Raw genomic sequence first — 16,228 nt, 5'->3', positions numbered from 1 at the left:
GCGCCGAGACGCGCGGCTCGGCCCGGCGGGCGGCCCGCGGAAGGGCCGCGCGAACCTACGCGTCACGGGTCACGGGAACGGGCCGGGGAAACAGCCCGGCCCGAGTCTCGTTGCGAAGCTCGCTCAGCGCTTGATGTTGTGTCCCCGGCCCTGCTTGATCGCTTCCTCGAGCACCTTCTGGGCGTCCTCGGGGGTGAGCTGCACGGCGTGCCGCTCGATGTTGTGCAGGCGCATCGTGCGCAGCAGCCCGGTGTCCTGGATCGCCAGATAGCGCGACGTGTCCTCGGTGTCCAGGTTGAAGTGCTGGTGCCAGGCCCAGCGAGGCGGCGCGAAGAGCGTCCCCTCCTGCCACTCGACCGCCTCGATCGGCTCGTCGTCATAGTTGATCAGCGAGAAGCCGTGGCCCTTGACCACGTAGAGATAGGCCTCGGTGGTGTGCCGGTGGCGCACCGAGTTGCGGCCCGGCATGAGCTCGGAGATGTGCGCGCCGAGCACCTCGTAGTCGGCCAGGTCGAAGTAGTGCCCCTTGTTCTTGCGCCACGGCCGCGCCGGCAGGTCCATCTTCCGCAGGTCGTCCTCGACGACCAGGCCCTTGGTGGGCGGATGTTGCTTGTTGAACTCGTCGCGGGCGGCGATCTCGGAGAAGTCGAGGTTCCTCTTCTCGCTGGAGATCACGCCTTTGAGATAGTCGTCGCGCATGCGGGGCCTCCTGGCTAATGGTCAGTCCATTGGACAGTCAAACTCGCCTCGGGAGCCGTGTCAACAGATGCCGCCACATCGTCTCGACGTTGAAGCCGCCGCCGAGGTCGGGCAGCGCCGCCAGGTCGTCGTCGCTGATCGGGCGCGGCGTGCCGCCCGCCTGCCGCACCGCGAGGGTCATCCGGGCCAGCGTGTCGACCGCGACCGCCTGCAGCACCGCGGTCCTGACCGCGGTCACCGGATCGCCGCCGGCCACGCTGACCAGGCCGTGCCCGCGCAGGATCACCACCGGCCGGTCGGCGAGCGCGTCGGTCATCCCCGCGGCGAGGTCATCGGTGGTGATCAGGGCCGAGCGGTCCCACATCGGGATGCCGTCGGCGGCCATCCGCGCGCCCGGGATGTCGTACGCCCCATAGATCGGCACCAGTGGCTCGTCGAGCAGCGAGGCGGCGACGACGGCCGGGGGATGGGCGTGGACGACCGCTGTCGCCTCAGGGCGCCTGTGCAAAACCGCCCTGTGGATAACCAACTCGTTCGGAGCGGTCCAGCCGCTAAGCTCGCCCACCGAACCGGCCATCGGCACCCGCCGAACATCGGCCGGCTCGGTCGCGGCCAGGCCTGCCTCTCGCGGGCCCCGGCATCGTACGAGAAGATGGGTGTCGCTTTGACGTGCACTGATGTGACCCAGCACGTGTTCGACCAGTCCGCATGCCGCCATCACGCGGCAGGCGGTGGCGATCGTCTCCGCTACCCCGGTGGTGGTCGGATCCTCCGTCATGTCTGACATGATGGGCACATTAGTGGACTGCTGGTCTAACCTTTAACAACTACAATGCGGGGGACAGACTAGCCCTCCAGTAAAGGAATCAACATGAGCGAGGGTGTGGTCGCCCCCCGGGAGCCGGTCAGAGGCGATCCCCGGTTGTTCAAGACGGTGTCGTCCAACCGCATGTCCGAGGCCATCGTCGAGCAGATCCGCAGTCTGATCCGCACCGAGCAGCTGCGCCCCGGCGACCGGCTGCCGAGCGAGCGCGACCTGGGCGACCAGATGGGCGTCAGCCGCGTGACGGTGCGCGAGGCGATGCGGGTGCTCGAGGCCGGCGGCCTGATCGAGATCCGCGTCGGCGCGCGCGGCGGGGCGATCGTGACGACGCCCAACTCCACCAAGCTGGGCACCGGGCTGGCCGACCTGATCAGCCTGTCCCCGCTGACCGCGGCCGAGGTGACCGAGGCGCGGCAGGTCTTCGAGCTGGGCATCATCCCGCTCGTTGTGGCGCGGGCCGACGAACGCGACATCGCCGAGCTGCGGGCGATGGTCGCCGAGCATCAGGACGCGCTCAAAAAGGGCGAGTACACGATGCAGATGTCGGCCGCCTTCCACGTCCGGGTGGCGGCGTGTACGCACAACGCGGCCATAGAGATGCTGGTCCATTCGTTCCACGGGCCGTTGCTCATGTCGCTGCGCGAGGCCCAGGTGGCGGCGCCGCTGATGGGCGTGCGGGGCACCAACGAGCACCGCGATTTCGTCGAGGCGGTGGCCCGGCGCGACGTCGAGGAGGCCGAGCAGATCATGCGGGCACACCTCGACCGGACCGCTCGCCGGGTCGGCCGGGCCAAGGCGGCCCGCGACAACGACTGAGCCCCCGGATCTCCCGGGCCGCCGCGCTTCTCCGCGCGGCGGCCTTTTCCGTGCACGGCTGTTCCGGGCCGTCTTGCGCTCCGAACCTCCTTATGGTCGAATGGTTAGACCATTGCGAGGAGGTATCGATGAGTGGTGACGAGGTCGACCTGGTCGTGGTCGGCGCGGGGCCGGTCGGGCTCTACGCCGCCTACTACGCCGGGTTCCGCGGCATGACGACCGCCGTGGTCGACTCGCTGCCCGAGCCCGGCGGTCAGGTCGCCGCGCTCTATCCGGAGAAGCTCATCCACGACGTCGCCGGGCTGCCCGGCATCCGCGGCCGCGAACTGGTCCGCAATCTGCTCCAGCAGGCCTCGGCCTACTCGCCGCGCTGGCTGCTCGGCCAGTCGGCGGACGAGATCACCCGGCTCGACGACGGCCGGATCCTGCTGCGCCTCACGAGTGGAACCGAGATCGTCACGCGTTCGATCGTGCTGGCGGCCGGCATCGGCACCTTCAAGCCACGCCCGCTGCCGGTCGGGGCGGAGTTCCTCGGCCGCGGTGTCGACTACTTCGTGACCGACCTCGATGCCTACGCGGGCCACGACGTGCTGGTCGTCGGCGGCGGGGACAGCGCGGTGGACTGGGCACTGGCCCTTCAGCCCGTCGCCAGGTCGGTCACCCTGATCCACCGCCGCGACCGGTTCACCGCGCACGAGGCGTCGGTGGCCGAGCTGCACCGGTCGGACGCGCTGGTCCGTACGCCGTTCGTCGTCCACGCCCTCTCCGGCGACCGGTCGGTGCGCCGGGCGATCCTGCGCGACACCGCCTCCGGCGAATTGCACGAGATCGACTGCTCCCGGGTCGTGGCGGCGCTCGGCTTCACCGCCGACCTCGGCCCGCTCACCCGCTGGGGCCTGCGGATCGTCGACCGGCACATCATCGTCGACTCGACGATGTCGACCGAGGTCCCCGGCATCTACGCGGCGGGCGACGTCACCGAGTACCCGGGCAAGGTGCGACTGATCTCGGTCGGTTTCGGCGAGGCCGCGCTCGCGGTCAACAACGCGTATGTGGCCGGCGACCCGTCGGCCTCGCTCTTCCCCGGTCACTCGACCGCCATCGCCTGATTGTCTGCCATCTGACCTCTAAAGGGAGACGCCATGCCCTTCTTCGTCACCGGCGCGTGCCTCGACGTGCTCGACAAGTCGTGCATCGAGGAATGTCCCGTCGACTGCATCTACGAGGGCGGCCGCAAGATGTACATCAACCCCCGGGAGTGCATCGACTGCGGCGCCTGCGAGGCGGTCTGCCCGGTCACCGCGATCGCGTCCGACCTCCCGTTGACGGAGCCGAACCGGCCCTGGCGCGACGACAACGTGGCGTTCTTCGAGTCGGTGCTGCCCGGGCGGGACCAGCCGCTCGGTTCGCCCGGAGGAGCGAGCGGTCTGGGCCGCGTCGAGGCGGACGCGCCTCTGGCCGCGATGTCCTGACCTTAAAAAGGTATGATCTTTTACAACTAGAGGGAGTGCGCATGGTGAACCGGTCGTCGTCGTTCGGCCGGCACATGTTCAGCTCTCTCGCAGTCCCCAACTACCGGTTGTTCTTCGTCGGCCAGCTGGCCTCGGTGATGGGCAACTGGATGCAGACGGTCGCCCAGTCGTTCCTGGTCCTGCAGCTCACCGGCTCCGGCACGGCACTCGGTCTCACCGTCGCCGCCCGCTACGCCCCGGTCTTCCTGCTCGGCCCGTGGGGCGGCGTGGCCGCCGACCGATTCGACCGGTGCAAGCTGTTGTACGCCACCCAGATCGCCGCGGCCACGCTGGCCGGCATCTTCGCGCTGCTGATCGGCACCGGCGTCATCCGGCTGTGGATGGTCTACGTGCTGGCCGTCGGCTTCGGCCTGGCCAATGTGTTCGACAATCCGACCCGCCAATCGATGATCTCGGACCTGGTCGACCGGGACCGCCTGTCGAACGCGGTCCTGCTCAATTCCATCACCATCAACGCGGCCCGCATCTTCGGCGCCGCGGCCGGCGGCATCATCGCCGCCGGTCTGGGCCTTGCCCTCTGCTTCGCTCTCAACGGGGTGTCGTTCCTGGTCGTCGTGCTGACCACGGCGCTGATGAACACCGCCACGGTTGCCCGGCCACCCCGGGCGCCGCGCGCCCCACGCCAGGTCCGGGAGGGCTTCCGGTACGTCGCGCACACCCCGCGACTGCTCTTTCCGCTGCTGATGGTCGCGATCGTCGGCATGCTCGCGTGGGAGTTCCAGGTGAGCCTGCCGCTGCTGGCCAGCGCCACGTTCCACGGCGGGGCCGGCACCTACGGCGCGATGACCTCGGTGATGGGCGCGGGCGCGGTCGCCGGGGGCCTGGTCTCGGCGTCCCGCAAGCACATCGGCACCCGCGCGCTTGCCCTCTCCGCGATCGGGTGGGGCCTCGCCATCACCGTCGCGGCTCTCGCGCCGACCCTCACGGTCGAGTACGTCGTGCTCCTGTTCGTCGGCTACGGCAGCATCACGTTCAACTCGTACGGGAAGATCGCCCTGCAGATGACCGCCCGCGCCGAGATGCGTGGCCGGGTGATGGCCCTGTGGGCCCTGGCCTGGGTCGGCTCGACGCCGATCGGTGGTCCGATCGTCGGGTGGGTGGGCCAGAACCTCGGCGCCCGCTGGAGCCTGCTCGTCGGCGGCATACCCACGCTGGCCATTGGTCTGGCCCTCTATCCGATGCTCACCCGCCTCGATCAGCCGGCCGAGCCCGAGGCCGCCTCTCAACCAGCCTGATCGGGCATCATGGTCGGGCCTGCCAGATGGGTTCGACGTCACGCCTGGTCAATCTGCCGGATGCGGACTGTTGCGCGTACCGTCAGGCCATCAGCCCCGGCCGGCGGCCTCTCGATGTCCCAGCACCACGCTGCGGGAGGTTTCCATGAAAGGGACAACGGCATCGTTCACGTACCGGCGTCATCCGCTGGTGGCCGCGAGTCTGCTCGTGGTGGCCGGCGCCATCTCCGGCTGCCCGAGTTCGTCAGCCACGCCGTCGGCGACCGCCACGCCGCCCCCGGCATCGGCATCGGCCGGGGCGGCCTCGGCGGGGCCGGCTTCGGCCGCCGGTAGTTCCACTGTCGAGATCGACAACTTCGCCTTCAACCCGGCCACCCTGACCGTCTCCCCGGGGACCTCCGTCACCTGGAAGTTCGACGACTCCACCGACCACACGGTCACCGCGGACGACAACTCGTTCACGTCCCAGGCTCTGGGCGCCGGTCAGACCTACGAGCACACCTTCGCGACCGGGGGCACCCTGACCTACCACTGCTCGATCCATCCGTTCATGAAGGGATCGATCGAGGTGAAATAGCGGGCGGTCAGCGGGAGCTCATCACCTCGGCCGGATCCATCCCGAGCGCGGTGAGCACGGCGCGCGCGGCGTTGCGGCCGGGCCGCCCACTCACGCTGCCGCCCGGATGGCTGGTCGAGCCGGTCAGGAACAGCCCGTCGATCCCGGTGGCGTAGGACGGCCAGCCGGCCAGCCACTGCCCGTCCGGCAGGACGAACTCGCCGCCGTGACACGAGCCGCCGAGGTTGTGGGTGTTGTGCGCGGCCACGTCGCGCGGCGACTCCGTGCGCATCGCGAGGATGTCGTCCGGCTCGAGGCCGCCGATCCGCTCGCGGACGCGCTGCACGATCTGCTCGGCGTACCCATGCTTGGCCTCTGCCCAGTCGTTGCCGTCGGCGCGGTCCCACGGCGCGACCGTCAGGATCTTGAAGGTTCCCGCGCCGGCGGGCGCCCGGGAGGGGTCGACCACCGTCTGGTTCACGACCAGGAGCCACGGGTCGGTCGCGTCCGTCTCGCCGCGGTAGAACGCGTCGAGCTGGCGCGCGATCCCCTCGGTGCTCCCCAGCCCGGCCGCGGCCGACCGGGTGGTCAGGTTTCCCGTCAGCGCCGCGTGCACGGCGAAGACGCTCAGCCCGGGCCGCCAGGCGGCATTCGCGGCGGCGAGGTCGTCGGGCACGGCCTCCAGCATCTGCGGCAGCCTGGCCAGATTGGCGCTGCTCAGCACGGCACGGCGGGCGGCGATGCGGCGACCGTCGGCGGTGTGCACCGCGACCGCCCGGCCGGCCCGCGTCTCGATCCGCTCCACCGCGGCATCGCACAACACCGCGCCGCCGCGTGCTTCCAGGAGGCGGATCAGCGCGGCCGGCAGCGCCCCGGACCCACCGATCGGTGTGGACCAGCCGAACCGCAGGCGGCCCGCGGTGATCGAGGACGGCAGGACGCCGGTGCCGGGCCGGCGCGGATCCTGAATGGTGGCGAAGGACAACCAGACCATCAGATCGCGTACGGCGGGATGCCCGAACCGTTCGTGGATGACGTCCCACGCCGACCGGGCGCGCAATTTTTCGTACCCGTCATGGTCTGCCGGAAAGCCGGACGACCAACGGCCGTGAGCCGCCGCCAGGCCGCCGTTCCACTCCCCGATCAGCTCGCGGAACGCCGAGGCGTCGGCGTCAGACCATTTGCCTATCTCATTGGCCGTGCTGTCCAGGTCGCGATGCACCACAATGGTCTGGCCATCGGCGCGGGGGAGCACCACGGCCGGATCGGGGTGCACATAGCGCAGCCCCCACCGCGACAGCAGCCCGAGCTCGTCGTCGGCCAGCAGCGGGTTGGACTGGATGAGCACGTGCGCCGACGAGCACGAGTCGTGGGCGAAGCCGGGCAGCGTCAGTTCCTCGGTGACCGTATTCCCGCCGGGGAGGTGGCCCGCCTCGAGCACCAGCACCCGCAGCCCGGCCTCGGCCAGGTACGCGGCGCTGACCAGGCCGTTGTGACCCGCGCCGATGACGACGACATCAGCCTCGGTGGCGGTCGAAGAAGTCGACGATGACCTCGAGGGCTTCGCGCTGGACGTCATCGGGCTCGCCCTCCGGATAGATGTAGCCGTGGATGTCGTGGCTCCACGTGCGCCACTCCGCGTCGGCCCGCTTCTCGGCGAGCAACTCGTACGTGAGCCGGAAGATGCCCTGCAGCTCGTCCTGCTCGCGGCCCAGCACCAGGACCGGGATGTCGACGCCGTCGAGTCGCCGGGACACCTCGTCCGGGTCGGTGATCGCGCGGCGGGCCCGCTCGACGCTGCGCATCTCGAGGGTCTCGATGTCACGCAGACCATCGGTCACGCTGACCTTTTCGTCGTCGTGAAGGTTCAGCGTGAGCAGCTCGTGCGAGGCGGGTTCGGCGGCGACCCCGGCCCGGAGCAGGCCGTGATACTGCGAGAGCAGCTTGAACAGCATCTCGCCGGCGTGGCTGACGCCGAGGTGGAACAGCCGATCGCCGTCGATGCCGGGCAGTTTGGCCACATGGCGGAGGATGGCGACCTCGTCCTCGTACTCCAGCGGCGCCCGGCTCATCAATTCCATTCCCTGCCGTACGTCGGTGCGCAGTTCCCCGCCGGTCTCGTAACCGAGCTCGACCTCGGTGCGGTAGCGGGTCCACGCGCACGCGTACCCGGCCTCGAGCAGTACGTCGGTGACGTGGCGGAAGCGGTGCACCCGGTCGCGCAGCCATTCCAGGCCGCCACCGCCGTTGCCGTAGGCGACGAACACGAACGGGTGCGGTCCGTCGCCGGCCGGCATGCGCAGCGCGTACGGCGTGTAGAGGCCGTCCAGCGTCTCGGCCAGGAAGTAGTCGGCGAGGTCGTCGGTTTCGATCCGCATGAGCACGTCTCCGCAATCGATTGCAACTCCGTGTCCTCGGAGGCTAGGCCAGCAATCTCTCCGGAATCAAGACATGGCGACAAACGATTGCGCTGCCCCGATGACCATCGCGGAGCTTGTTGGCCGGCCGAGGTGGTGTCAGGGTTGCAGACGTGCGGCGGCGACGTTGCCACGGTTCTACAAATCCCCGGGTGGGGAGTCATTCGATCGAATCGGCGGAATGTCTGATGGTCTGGCTACGGGTGGTTGGCGGGGCGTTGCTTCTCTTGGTCGGGGTGGTCTGGAGCCTGCAGGGTTCCGGCGCGATGGGCGGCAGCGGAGGGATGAACGGCGAGTCCCAATGGCTGTGGATCGGCCTGGTCGTGGGCATTGTGGGCCTGGTGCTGCTCATCGCCGGAATCAGGAAGTTGCGTTCCCGGGCGCCGCGTTGATTCGGGACGACGACCGGGCCTCGGAAGGGTCTACATACCAGGATCCTAGGATGCTTGACCGGCGGTGACGGCCGGCCGCCAGCCGCGCACTCCGGCCCGGCCGTGCGGCTGTTCCGCGTCGACCTCCGGAGCCGAGTGCGGTGAAAGACCGCACTCGCCCTGCGTTCACCGGTGGCGGCGTTGCAGGCTTCGTAGCGTTGCCGCGTTCGCGTAGCCGACGTGGCGGGCTATCTGTTCGACGCTCAGGTCGCCGGTGCGTCGCAGGTACTCGGCCTGCTGGAGACGCAGCCGGTGGATCACGCCCAGCGGGCTCAGGCCGAGCGCCTGCTTGGTGCGGCGCTCGAGGGTCCGGCGGGTCACCCCGATCGCGGCGGCGGCGAGCGTCACGTCGAACGGCTCGGCCAGATGCTTGCGGGCGTGCCGCTCGAAGGCCAGCACCAGCTGATCGTCGTGGGCCATCTGGTCGTACGCGACGTAGGCCGCCTGCGACGGGCGTTCGTCGATCACGAGCAGCCGGGCGACCTGCCGGGCGAGGTCGCCGCTCACCGCGCGGACCAGCGTGAGCGCGAGGTCGATGTGCGCGAACGCGGCCCCGGCCGTGATCACCCCGCCGTCGCGGACGACCATGCTGTCCAGGTCGAGCGAGACCGCCGGGAACCGGCGCCGGAACGCGCCGGCCAGGAACCAGGTGGTGGTGACCCGGCGACCGTCGGCCAGTCCGCTGGCGGCGAGCGGGAAGACGCCCGTGCACGCGGCCGCGAACCGCACCCGACCGGGATCGACCGAGCGCAGCGCCCGCACCAGCGCTTGACCGGCTCGGCTGTCGAGGGCCGCCTCCGTGGCCGGCCCGGTCATGGTGCCCATCGCCGGCACGACCACGATGTCGAGGTCGTCGAGCTCGGTGAGGGGGCGCTGGGTCTTGACGCTGAGCCCCGATCCGAGATGGACCGTCCTCTTCGGACCGGCAAGGACCGTCTCGATGGCCGGGATCGACGGGTCGACATCGGCCCGCACGGCGTCCGCGGTGCCGAGCACGTCGAGCAGCGCGGCCACTCCGGAGGCGAAACATCCGTCGTTCATCAGCAGTCCGATGCGCATGTCGCGTACGGTATCGGATGTTGTCGTTTCCGCCACCTGCCAGGCGCCGGCGGACGGCCTAGCGTGTTCGGTGTGACTACCAACAAAACCAGCCTTGCGTACGTCGCCAGACTCGTCGCCAAGCCCGGGTTCGAGCAGGAGGTGGCCGACCTGCTCGTCGGGGCGCTCGGGCTCGCCAACGACGAGGCCGGCACGGTCGTGTGGTTCGCCCTGCGCACCGACCCGGCGACGTTCTGGATCGTCGATGCGTTCCCGGACGAGGACGCCCGTCAGGCCCACATCAACGGAGCGATCGCCGCCGCCCTGATGGCCAACGCCGAGCGCCTGCTCGTCGTGCCGCCGGAGATCCTGCCGGCCGACGTGCTCGCCGCCAAGGTGCCCGCCTGAGGCCGGGGTCAGCCGCGCGATCGGTGGGCGTGCCTCGGGGCCGTACGCCGCGGACGTGTTCTCGTGGTGACCAGCACCAGCCCTGTCGTGATCATGAGGAAGCCGGCCAGAAGGAGGGGCCCGGTGCCGGCCCCGGTGACGGCCAGGTCGGACGCGGACGAGCTCGTCGTCCCCGTGCCGGTCACCAGGTGGGCCGTGAGCGGGCCGCCTGTCACCCCGGCCAGGTGCAGGGCCGTGGCCAGGTAGCGCACCCGGCCGCCGTTGGCGAGGCCCGTGGTGAGCACGGTGAACGAACCCTTCGCCGGCATGGTCACACCGATGGACACGGTGCCCTTCGCCGACGCGTTGGTGGCGCCGAGCGAGATGCCGCCCGGGAAGAGCGTCATCCGCACCCTGGTCCCGGGCCGGTAGCCGGCCCCGTTGATGACGACCCGGGCGCCCGGCCGGGCCGTCCGGCTGCCGTTGTCCACGGCGTTCGACGGCACGGCCGACGGCACGTACACCTCTCCGGTCGGAATGATGGTGCTTGCCGAGGAGGCCGTCGGCGAGTTGCCGCCGCTGCCGGTGGCCACCACCCGGGCCACGTACCGGACGCCGGCGGCGAGGCCGGTGATGGTGCACGGGCTGTGCGTGGCCGAGTCGCAGCCGCGGACCGGGTAGTAGGGCGCGGTCACCGTGACCTGGTATCCGTCGACTCCCGCGCCCGCCGAGGCCGGCGGCTGCCAGCTCACCCGGATCGAGTTGGCGCCCGGCACGCCGGTGACCTTGGTCGGTGCGCCCGGCGCGACGGTGACAGTCCCGCCGGCCGTGGCGAACTGGCTGCTCCGACCGGCTTCAGTGCCGGCGGTGACGCGTACGGCATAGATGCCGTTTGTATCGGTGGTGAACCCGCACGACGTGGCGGCGCCGTCGACCGTCTCCGTGCAGGAGCCGGTGATCCGGGCGCCGGCCGGCCCGCTCACGCTGACCTGGAAGGTGCGGCGGACGCCGGTGCCCCAGGAAACCTGGCCGGGTGCCCAGGTCACGACGGCATCGCGAGTATCCGCAGCGACCTGCTTGATGGCGAGGGACGTGACGACACCGATGGGGAGCGTCGATGTGGTCGGCGCCGGGGTGGCCGCCGTGACCGCGACCGACTTGGCGAGGTTGAGGACGTCGCCGTTGGCGTCGAGGCCGGTGGCGAGCAGCGTGTGGCCGCCGGTGGGCGTGCCCGGCGGCAGGTTGACGGTGACCGAGATGGCGCCGTTCGCGTCGGCGATCGCCGTGCCGAGCGACACCGGGACGCTGAACAGCGACAACACGACGGTTGAGAAGGGCGCGTAGCCGCTGCCGGTGATGGTGATGCCGGCGCCGGGCTGGGCGGTGCCGGTACCGGCCGGAACCGCGTCCGAGGGCACCTCGACCGGAGCCTTCGGCGTGCCGGCCGGTACGACCTCCTCGGCGCTGTCGGCCGGCGACGAGCTTCCGCCCGGGCCGTTGGCCACCACGCGTACGGTGTACGGCACGCCGGCGGCCACGTCGGTGATCGTGCAGGGGCTGGCCGTCACGGTGCCGGCGCAGGTCCTGTCCGGGTACCCGTCCGCGACGGCGCTGACGGTGTAGGAGCTGACCCCGGCGAGGCTGGTGGTCACCGCCGCCGTCCACGATGCGGTGATGGCGTTGACGCCGCTCGCCCCGGTGACGAGGGTGGCGGCCGCGGGGATCCCGGAGGCCAGAGTGGCGGTACCAGTGCCGGGAGTGTCGGCCGCGCCGGCCTCGTTGACCGCCAAGACCTGAGCCGCGTACGCGCCCGGGGTGTCGGTGGTGAAGCCGCAGTGCGGATCGGCCTCATCGTCCACTGTGGTGCATGTGTTGTCGCCGAGGACCGCATTCGGCGGCGCCTGGAGCGTGATCACGTAGTGGTGGGTGGCGCCGCCGTTCCAGTCGTTGTCCGCCAGGCGGTCCCATCCGACGTTGACCGTCGAGGAGCCCGGTAAGGCCGTGACCGTCACGCCGGTGACCGTGGCGATCGGCTTGAGCGTGACGTGTGCGGTCTCGTCGGCGACCGGTCCCAGGCCGCCCTCGTTCTGCGGCTGCACGTAGACGACGTAGTCGCCGCCCTCGCTCACGTCGAACGTGCAGCTCGGCGATGCGTCGTCGCCCACCGGCTCCATCGTGCACGAGTCGTTGGACAGGGTCGCGTCGAACGGCCCTTCCACGCTGACCGCGTACGTCTTCTCGGTGCCGCTCTCCCAGCCGGTCGTCAGCTGGTCCCAGCCGACGGTGACGGTCGGAGAGTTCATCGAGGTGTTCGTGTGCAGGCCGGAAACGCCGGCGCTCGGTGCGACGACGACGGTGCCGCCGGCCGACGCGCCGGTGGCGGCGGTGCCGGCCTCGTTGACGGCCTTGACCGTGACCGTGAACGGGCCCGAGGTGTCGGCCGCGAAGGAGCAGGAGGTCTCCGGCGCCGGGACCGAGTCGCAGTTGTTCTCGACCAGGTGCAGGCCACCGTCGATCGTGACCGCGTACGAGCGTGTCTCGCCCGCGTTCCAGTCGCTGTCGGCCAGCGAGGGCCAGCTCAGGTCGACAGCGGATCCGTCGATGATGTTCACCGTCACCGGTCCGACCTGGCCCGAGGGGGCGGCGAGCGTGAGGTGCCCGGTGTCGCTCGCGGTGTTCGGGCTGGTCCCGGCCTCGTTGCCGAGCGCGACCTGAACGGTGTAGTCGCCGCCTCGGTCGGTCGAGAACTGGCACGACGCGGACGAGACGGTGGTGCAGGTGCCGGGATCGATGGTCGCGTCGTCCGGCCCGCTGATGGTCACGATGTAGTTGTGCGTGGTGAGCGCGCCGCCCCAGGCGTCGTCGTCGGCCGGAATCGCGTCCCAGCCGACCGGGATGGTGGCGGTCCCGGTCGTCGGCTCCACCCGCAGGCCGGTCACGGTCGCGAGCGGTACGGCCGGCGCGAGCACAAGGTCGGCGGTGGCGGTCGCCGGGCCGCCGATGCCGACGCCGCTTTCGGTGACGGGGACGACCGTCACGGTGTAGTGGCCGCCGCGCGTGGCCTGGAAGGAACAGCCCGGGGTTTCCGAGTCGGGAATGTCGGCGGCTGTGCACGCGTCGCCGGAGAGCACGGTGCCGTCCGGGCCGTCGACCGACACTCGGTATGCCCGGCTGGCGTTGCCCCGCCAGTCGCCGTCGTCGAGCTTCGTCCACTGCACGGTCACCGTCGAGGTGTCCGGGTCGGCGACGGCGGTCAGGCCGCTCACGGTGGCGGTCGGCGCGAGCTCGATGAGCCCGTCGGCGGAGGCTCCGCCGGGCGCGGCGCCGACCTCGTCGGCGGCCTTCACGACAACCGTGAACGGGCCCGGCGAGCCGGCCGTGAACGAGCAGGACGGCTCGGGTCCGTCGGGCACCGAGTCGCAGGTGTTGTCGGTCAGCGTGCCGCCGCCGGTGATGGTGACCTCGTACTTCCGCTGCTGGGCGCCGCCCCAGCCGTCGGTCATCTGATCCCAGGAGAGCTCCACCTCGCCGGTGCCCGGCGTGTTGGTGATGTCGACCGGCCCGACCGTGCCGGTCGGCGCCAGGACGACCTGGATGTTCGCTCCGGCGGCCGTGCTGACGCCGCCCTCGCTCATGGCCACGATCTGGACCTGGTAGTTCCCGGGCGCGGCGGCGAGGAACGAACAGCTTGAGTTCGCGCCGTCGAGCAGTTGCGCGCAGGTGCCCAGGTCGGTGACCGTCTCGCCGCCCGGTCCGGTCGCGGCGACGCTGTAGTACCTGGTCAGGGCGCCGTTCCAGGCGTTCTCGGCGAGCGGGGTCCAGCTGACCTCGACGACCCCCGATCCCGGTTGGGTGTGGACCGTGAGATCGTCCACCGGCCCGGTCGGCCCGCCGAGCGTCACCGAGATGTCGCGGCTGGTGGAGTGCGTGCTGGAGCCGAGCTCGTTCACGGCGGTCACCGTGACCGTGTAGGTGTCGGTGGCGTCGACCTTGAAGGAGCAGCCGGTGGCCGACGTGGCGTCTTCGTCGGCCCAGCGCCGGCAGTCGTCGTCGAGCACGCCGTCGCCGGAGGGTGCTATCTGTACGTCGTAATGGTGCGTCTCGCCGTTCCAGTCGTCCTCGGGCAGCGGCTCCCAGGAGACTCCCACGAGGCCGGCGCCGTCGCGTGGTGCCAGCGTGAGGTTGCCGACCGCGGCGCCCGGCCTCAGTTCCACGTCGACGGTCGTTTCGGCCGCGGTGCCCTCCCCGGCCTCGTTGGCCGGCGCGACCCGGATCGTGTAGAGCCCGGCGCCGGTGGTGGTGAAGTGGCAGGAGTCGTCGCCCTCTGGGAAGTTGCCCGGGCACCAGGCGGGGTTGGCGGTCATACCATCCGGTGGATCGATGGTCACGTGGTAGTACTGGCTGCCGACATTCCAGGCGCCGGGGGAGAGGGCGTCCCAGGTCACGCCGACGTCGGCCCGGTCGTTGTTCTGGTCGTACGTGCTGACCGCGGCGAGGTTGGCAACCGGGCCGGCCGGCGGATCGAGCACGAGGGTCGCGGTGTCCTGGGTCGAGTCGGCGCTGGTGCCCGTCTCGTTGTGTGCGGCGACCGTGGCCGTGTAGACCCCGGCCTTGTCGGTGACGAAGATGCAGGACGTGTCCGCGATGAGGGCGTCGCAGCCGTTGGTCGGGTGCGCGTCGTCCGGGGCGATGATGTGAACCTCGTACGCCTCGATCTGGCTGCCGTTCCAGCCGGCCGGGTCCAGCGGCTCCCAGGTCACCTCCACGGTCGTGGATCCGGGCGTGGGCGTGACCGTGACCGAGGCGACCGCGCCGGTGGGCACCGGTGGCGGGTCGGCGAGGGCCGTAGCGATCCTGGCCACCGCGGCGTCCGGCGGCGCGGCCTCGGCGAATACGGCCTGGCCGGTCGCGGCGGCGAAGATGGAGATCGTCGCGACGCCGGCCCGGGCCAGCCAGGAGCCGCGTCGGCGTCGGGCCGAGGGCATCGGAGAGCTCATGGGGGCCTCCGCAGGACCGTGTGGGTGCGAGGGCAGCGCCGTCTGAAGGTAGCCCGAATAAATCGGATAAGCGGCGGAAAGTAGTAATTGCCGCGGGCGGCTGTGTGTGTGCTTGCCGGGAATGGGTAACCAAGTCCGAATGCGGGGTGGGATTGCGCAGGAAGAGGACCGTGCGCCCGGGGTGACTCGGCGCGTGGTCCGTCTGCTTGTGCTGCTCGGCGCGGTTGTTGCGGTGTATCTCGTGCTGAGCCTTTTCGATCACGCGGCGCGGGCCGATGTGGGGTCGATTGATCACATTGGCGCAACGGATCCGGCCGACTCGGTCAAGGCCGTCGACGCCGGCGTCGGAGGCGGCGCCGGCGCCGGAGGCGGCGCCGGAAAGGTCATAGCGGAAAAGAAGCTGACCATTCCGAAGGCCCACCCACGGCCGACGATCAAAAAGCCCGAGATCCACTCGCCGAAGATTCATGCGCCGACGAAGATCCACGCCCCGAAGATTCAGACAACGAGAAGGATCCAGGCGCCGAGCATCCGGGCCGGGGAGGCAGTGCGGCGGGTGCAGGTGCGGGCATCGAAGCTCCGCGCGCCCACGTCGGATGCGGTGCGGACCGCGATTGTCCGGCAGAAAGCGTTGACTTCCGTCCAGCGGTCTGCCTTGCCCGAGGTTGCCGAGCTGCCCGATTTGCGGCAGGCCGAACTTCCCGCTCTGCCGCAGCTGCCGTCGTTGCCCCGGTTCACCGCACGGCCTCAGCTTCCCTCGTGGCCGCAGCCGCCCGCACTCCCGCAGGCCTGGGCGCCGATGATGACCCGAACCGTGGCGCTGTTCAGCGCCCCTGTGCCGCACCCGCCGCTCATGCCGCCGGTGCCGGGTCAGGTGCGTCCGCTCGTGCAAGCGCCGGCCTTCGCGTCGGCACCCGGGCTGTCTGGCGTGACCGAGCCGCCGGCATTCGGGCTGTCCGGCGTGACCGAGCCGCCGGCGGCACAGGCTCAACCGCGGACACGGTTCCCGGCCGCGCCGCGGACGCCCCTCCCGGCCCCGCTGCCGCAACCGGACGACCGCTCGACTCCCGCCGGGCAAGCACGTGACTCCGGTGGCGGCAACGCACCCGCGATGGGCACCCTCTCCTCGTCGTGGCGGCCCGAGATGGCCGTCGGCGGCCGGCGTGTGGCCACCGATCTCATCGCCCGCGGGCGCACCGTCCGCTACGCGGGACCTCCTAGCTGAACCAACTCCCGCAGGGATCCGGAAACCGGCCGGCACCAGTTCGGCCGTTCTGAAGCTTTGACCCTGGCTGGG

The 16,228-nt window shown here is 70.7% G+C and carries 14 protein-coding genes; 8 read left to right on the top strand and 6 right to left on the bottom strand.

Going from position 1 to position 16,228, the window contains the following annotated elements; genetic code table 11:
- Window positions 1–123: 123 nt before the first annotated feature.
- Window positions 124–699, bottom strand: coding sequence for a cupin domain-containing protein (locus A3CQ_RS57035; RefSeq protein ID WP_020509625.1), 576 nt, complete (start codon window positions 697–699; stop codon window positions 124–126).
- Window positions 700–736: 37 nt separating this feature from the next.
- Window positions 737–1,477 carry a 3,4-dihydroxyphthalate decarboxylase gene (gene phtC / locus A3CQ_RS0104010; RefSeq protein WP_020509624.1) on the bottom strand — a complete coding sequence of 247 codons (741 nt, stop codon included), beginning with the start codon at window positions 1,475–1,477 and terminating at the stop codon, window positions 737–739.
- A gap of 93 nt (window positions 1,478–1,570) precedes the next feature.
- Here phtC and A3CQ_RS0104005 point away from each other — a divergent pair, with 93 nt between their 5' ends.
- The 5 genes from A3CQ_RS0104005 to A3CQ_RS0103985 all read left to right on the top strand — a co-directional run bounded on the left by A3CQ_RS0104005 (window position 1,571) and on the right by A3CQ_RS0103985 (window position 5,682).
- The gene (locus A3CQ_RS0104005; protein ID WP_020509623.1) at window positions 1,571–2,338 is read left to right on the top strand and encodes a FadR/GntR family transcriptional regulator; all 768 of its coding nucleotides are present in this window, start codon (window positions 1,571–1,573) and stop codon (window positions 2,336–2,338) included.
- Between the two features lie 128 nt (window positions 2,339–2,466).
- A complete protein-coding gene (locus A3CQ_RS0104000) occupies window positions 2,467–3,447 on the top strand; it encodes an NAD(P)/FAD-dependent oxidoreductase (protein ID WP_020509622.1) in 981 nt (326 codons plus the stop codon).
- A 33-nt stretch (window positions 3,448–3,480) separates the two neighbouring features.
- On the top strand, window positions 3,481–3,810 hold the full coding sequence (gene fdxA / locus A3CQ_RS0103995) for a ferredoxin (RefSeq protein WP_020509621.1): 330 nt from the start codon (window positions 3,481–3,483) through the stop codon (window positions 3,808–3,810).
- Window positions 3,811–3,851: 41 nt separating this feature from the next.
- Window positions 3,852–5,105 (top strand): MFS transporter, encoded by a 1,254-nt coding sequence (locus A3CQ_RS0103990; protein WP_020509620.1) that lies wholly within the window; start codon window positions 3,852–3,854, stop codon window positions 5,103–5,105.
- Between the two features lie 145 nt (window positions 5,106–5,250).
- Window positions 5,251–5,682, top strand: a complete 432-nt coding sequence (locus A3CQ_RS0103985) for a cupredoxin domain-containing protein (RefSeq protein ID WP_063713515.1) — start codon at window positions 5,251–5,253, stop codon at window positions 5,680–5,682.
- A 7-nt stretch (window positions 5,683–5,689) separates the two neighbouring features.
- Here A3CQ_RS0103985 and A3CQ_RS0103980 read toward each other — a convergent pair whose 3' ends face one another.
- Complete coding sequence (locus tag A3CQ_RS0103980; protein ID WP_020509618.1) at window positions 5,690–7,240, bottom strand: phytoene desaturase family protein; 1,551 nt, start codon at window positions 7,238–7,240, stop codon at window positions 5,690–5,692.
- Complete coding sequence (locus A3CQ_RS0103975) at window positions 7,179–8,039, bottom strand: alpha/beta hydrolase family protein (RefSeq protein ID WP_157295262.1); 861 nt, start codon at window positions 8,037–8,039, stop codon at window positions 7,179–7,181. Before A3CQ_RS0103975 ends, A3CQ_RS0103980 begins: the two co-directional genes overlap by 62 nt.
- A gap of 191 nt (window positions 8,040–8,230) precedes the next feature.
- Here A3CQ_RS0103975 and A3CQ_RS0103970 point away from each other — a divergent pair, with 191 nt between their 5' ends.
- On the top strand, window positions 8,231–8,470 hold the full coding sequence (locus A3CQ_RS0103970) for a hypothetical protein (RefSeq protein ID WP_211216443.1): 240 nt from the start codon (window positions 8,231–8,233) through the stop codon (window positions 8,468–8,470).
- 165 nt (window positions 8,471–8,635) lie between these two features.
- Here A3CQ_RS0103970 and A3CQ_RS0103965 read toward each other — a convergent pair whose 3' ends face one another.
- Window positions 8,636–9,568 (bottom strand): GlxA family transcriptional regulator, encoded by a 933-nt coding sequence (locus A3CQ_RS0103965; RefSeq protein WP_020509615.1) that lies wholly within the window; start codon window positions 9,566–9,568, stop codon window positions 8,636–8,638.
- Between the two features lie 72 nt (window positions 9,569–9,640).
- Here A3CQ_RS0103965 and A3CQ_RS0103960 point away from each other — a divergent pair, with 72 nt between their 5' ends.
- Complete coding sequence (locus A3CQ_RS0103960) at window positions 9,641–9,955, top strand: putative quinol monooxygenase (RefSeq protein WP_026205267.1); 315 nt, start codon at window positions 9,641–9,643, stop codon at window positions 9,953–9,955.
- Between the two features lie 8 nt (window positions 9,956–9,963).
- On the opposite strand, the gene A3CQ_RS0103955 is transcribed toward A3CQ_RS0103960, so the two are convergent.
- Window positions 9,964–14,931 carry a fibronectin type III domain-containing protein gene (locus A3CQ_RS0103955; protein ID WP_085944283.1) on the bottom strand — a complete coding sequence of 1,656 codons (4,968 nt, stop codon included), beginning with the start codon at window positions 14,929–14,931 and terminating at the stop codon, window positions 9,964–9,966.
- Between the two features lie 193 nt (window positions 14,932–15,124).
- Here A3CQ_RS0103955 and A3CQ_RS0103950 point away from each other — a divergent pair, with 193 nt between their 5' ends.
- The gene (locus A3CQ_RS0103950) at window positions 15,125–16,156 is read left to right on the top strand and encodes a hypothetical protein (RefSeq protein WP_026205266.1); all 1,032 of its coding nucleotides are present in this window, start codon (window positions 15,125–15,127) and stop codon (window positions 16,154–16,156) included.
- Window positions 16,157–16,228: the final 72 nt, after the last annotated feature.

It is taken from the genome of Paractinoplanes globisporus DSM 43857, assembly GCF_000379645.1.
Lineage (GTDB): Bacteria > Actinomycetota > Actinomycetes > Mycobacteriales > Micromonosporaceae > Actinoplanes > Actinoplanes globisporus.
This window is presented reverse-complemented; position numbering and strand designations above follow the sequence as displayed.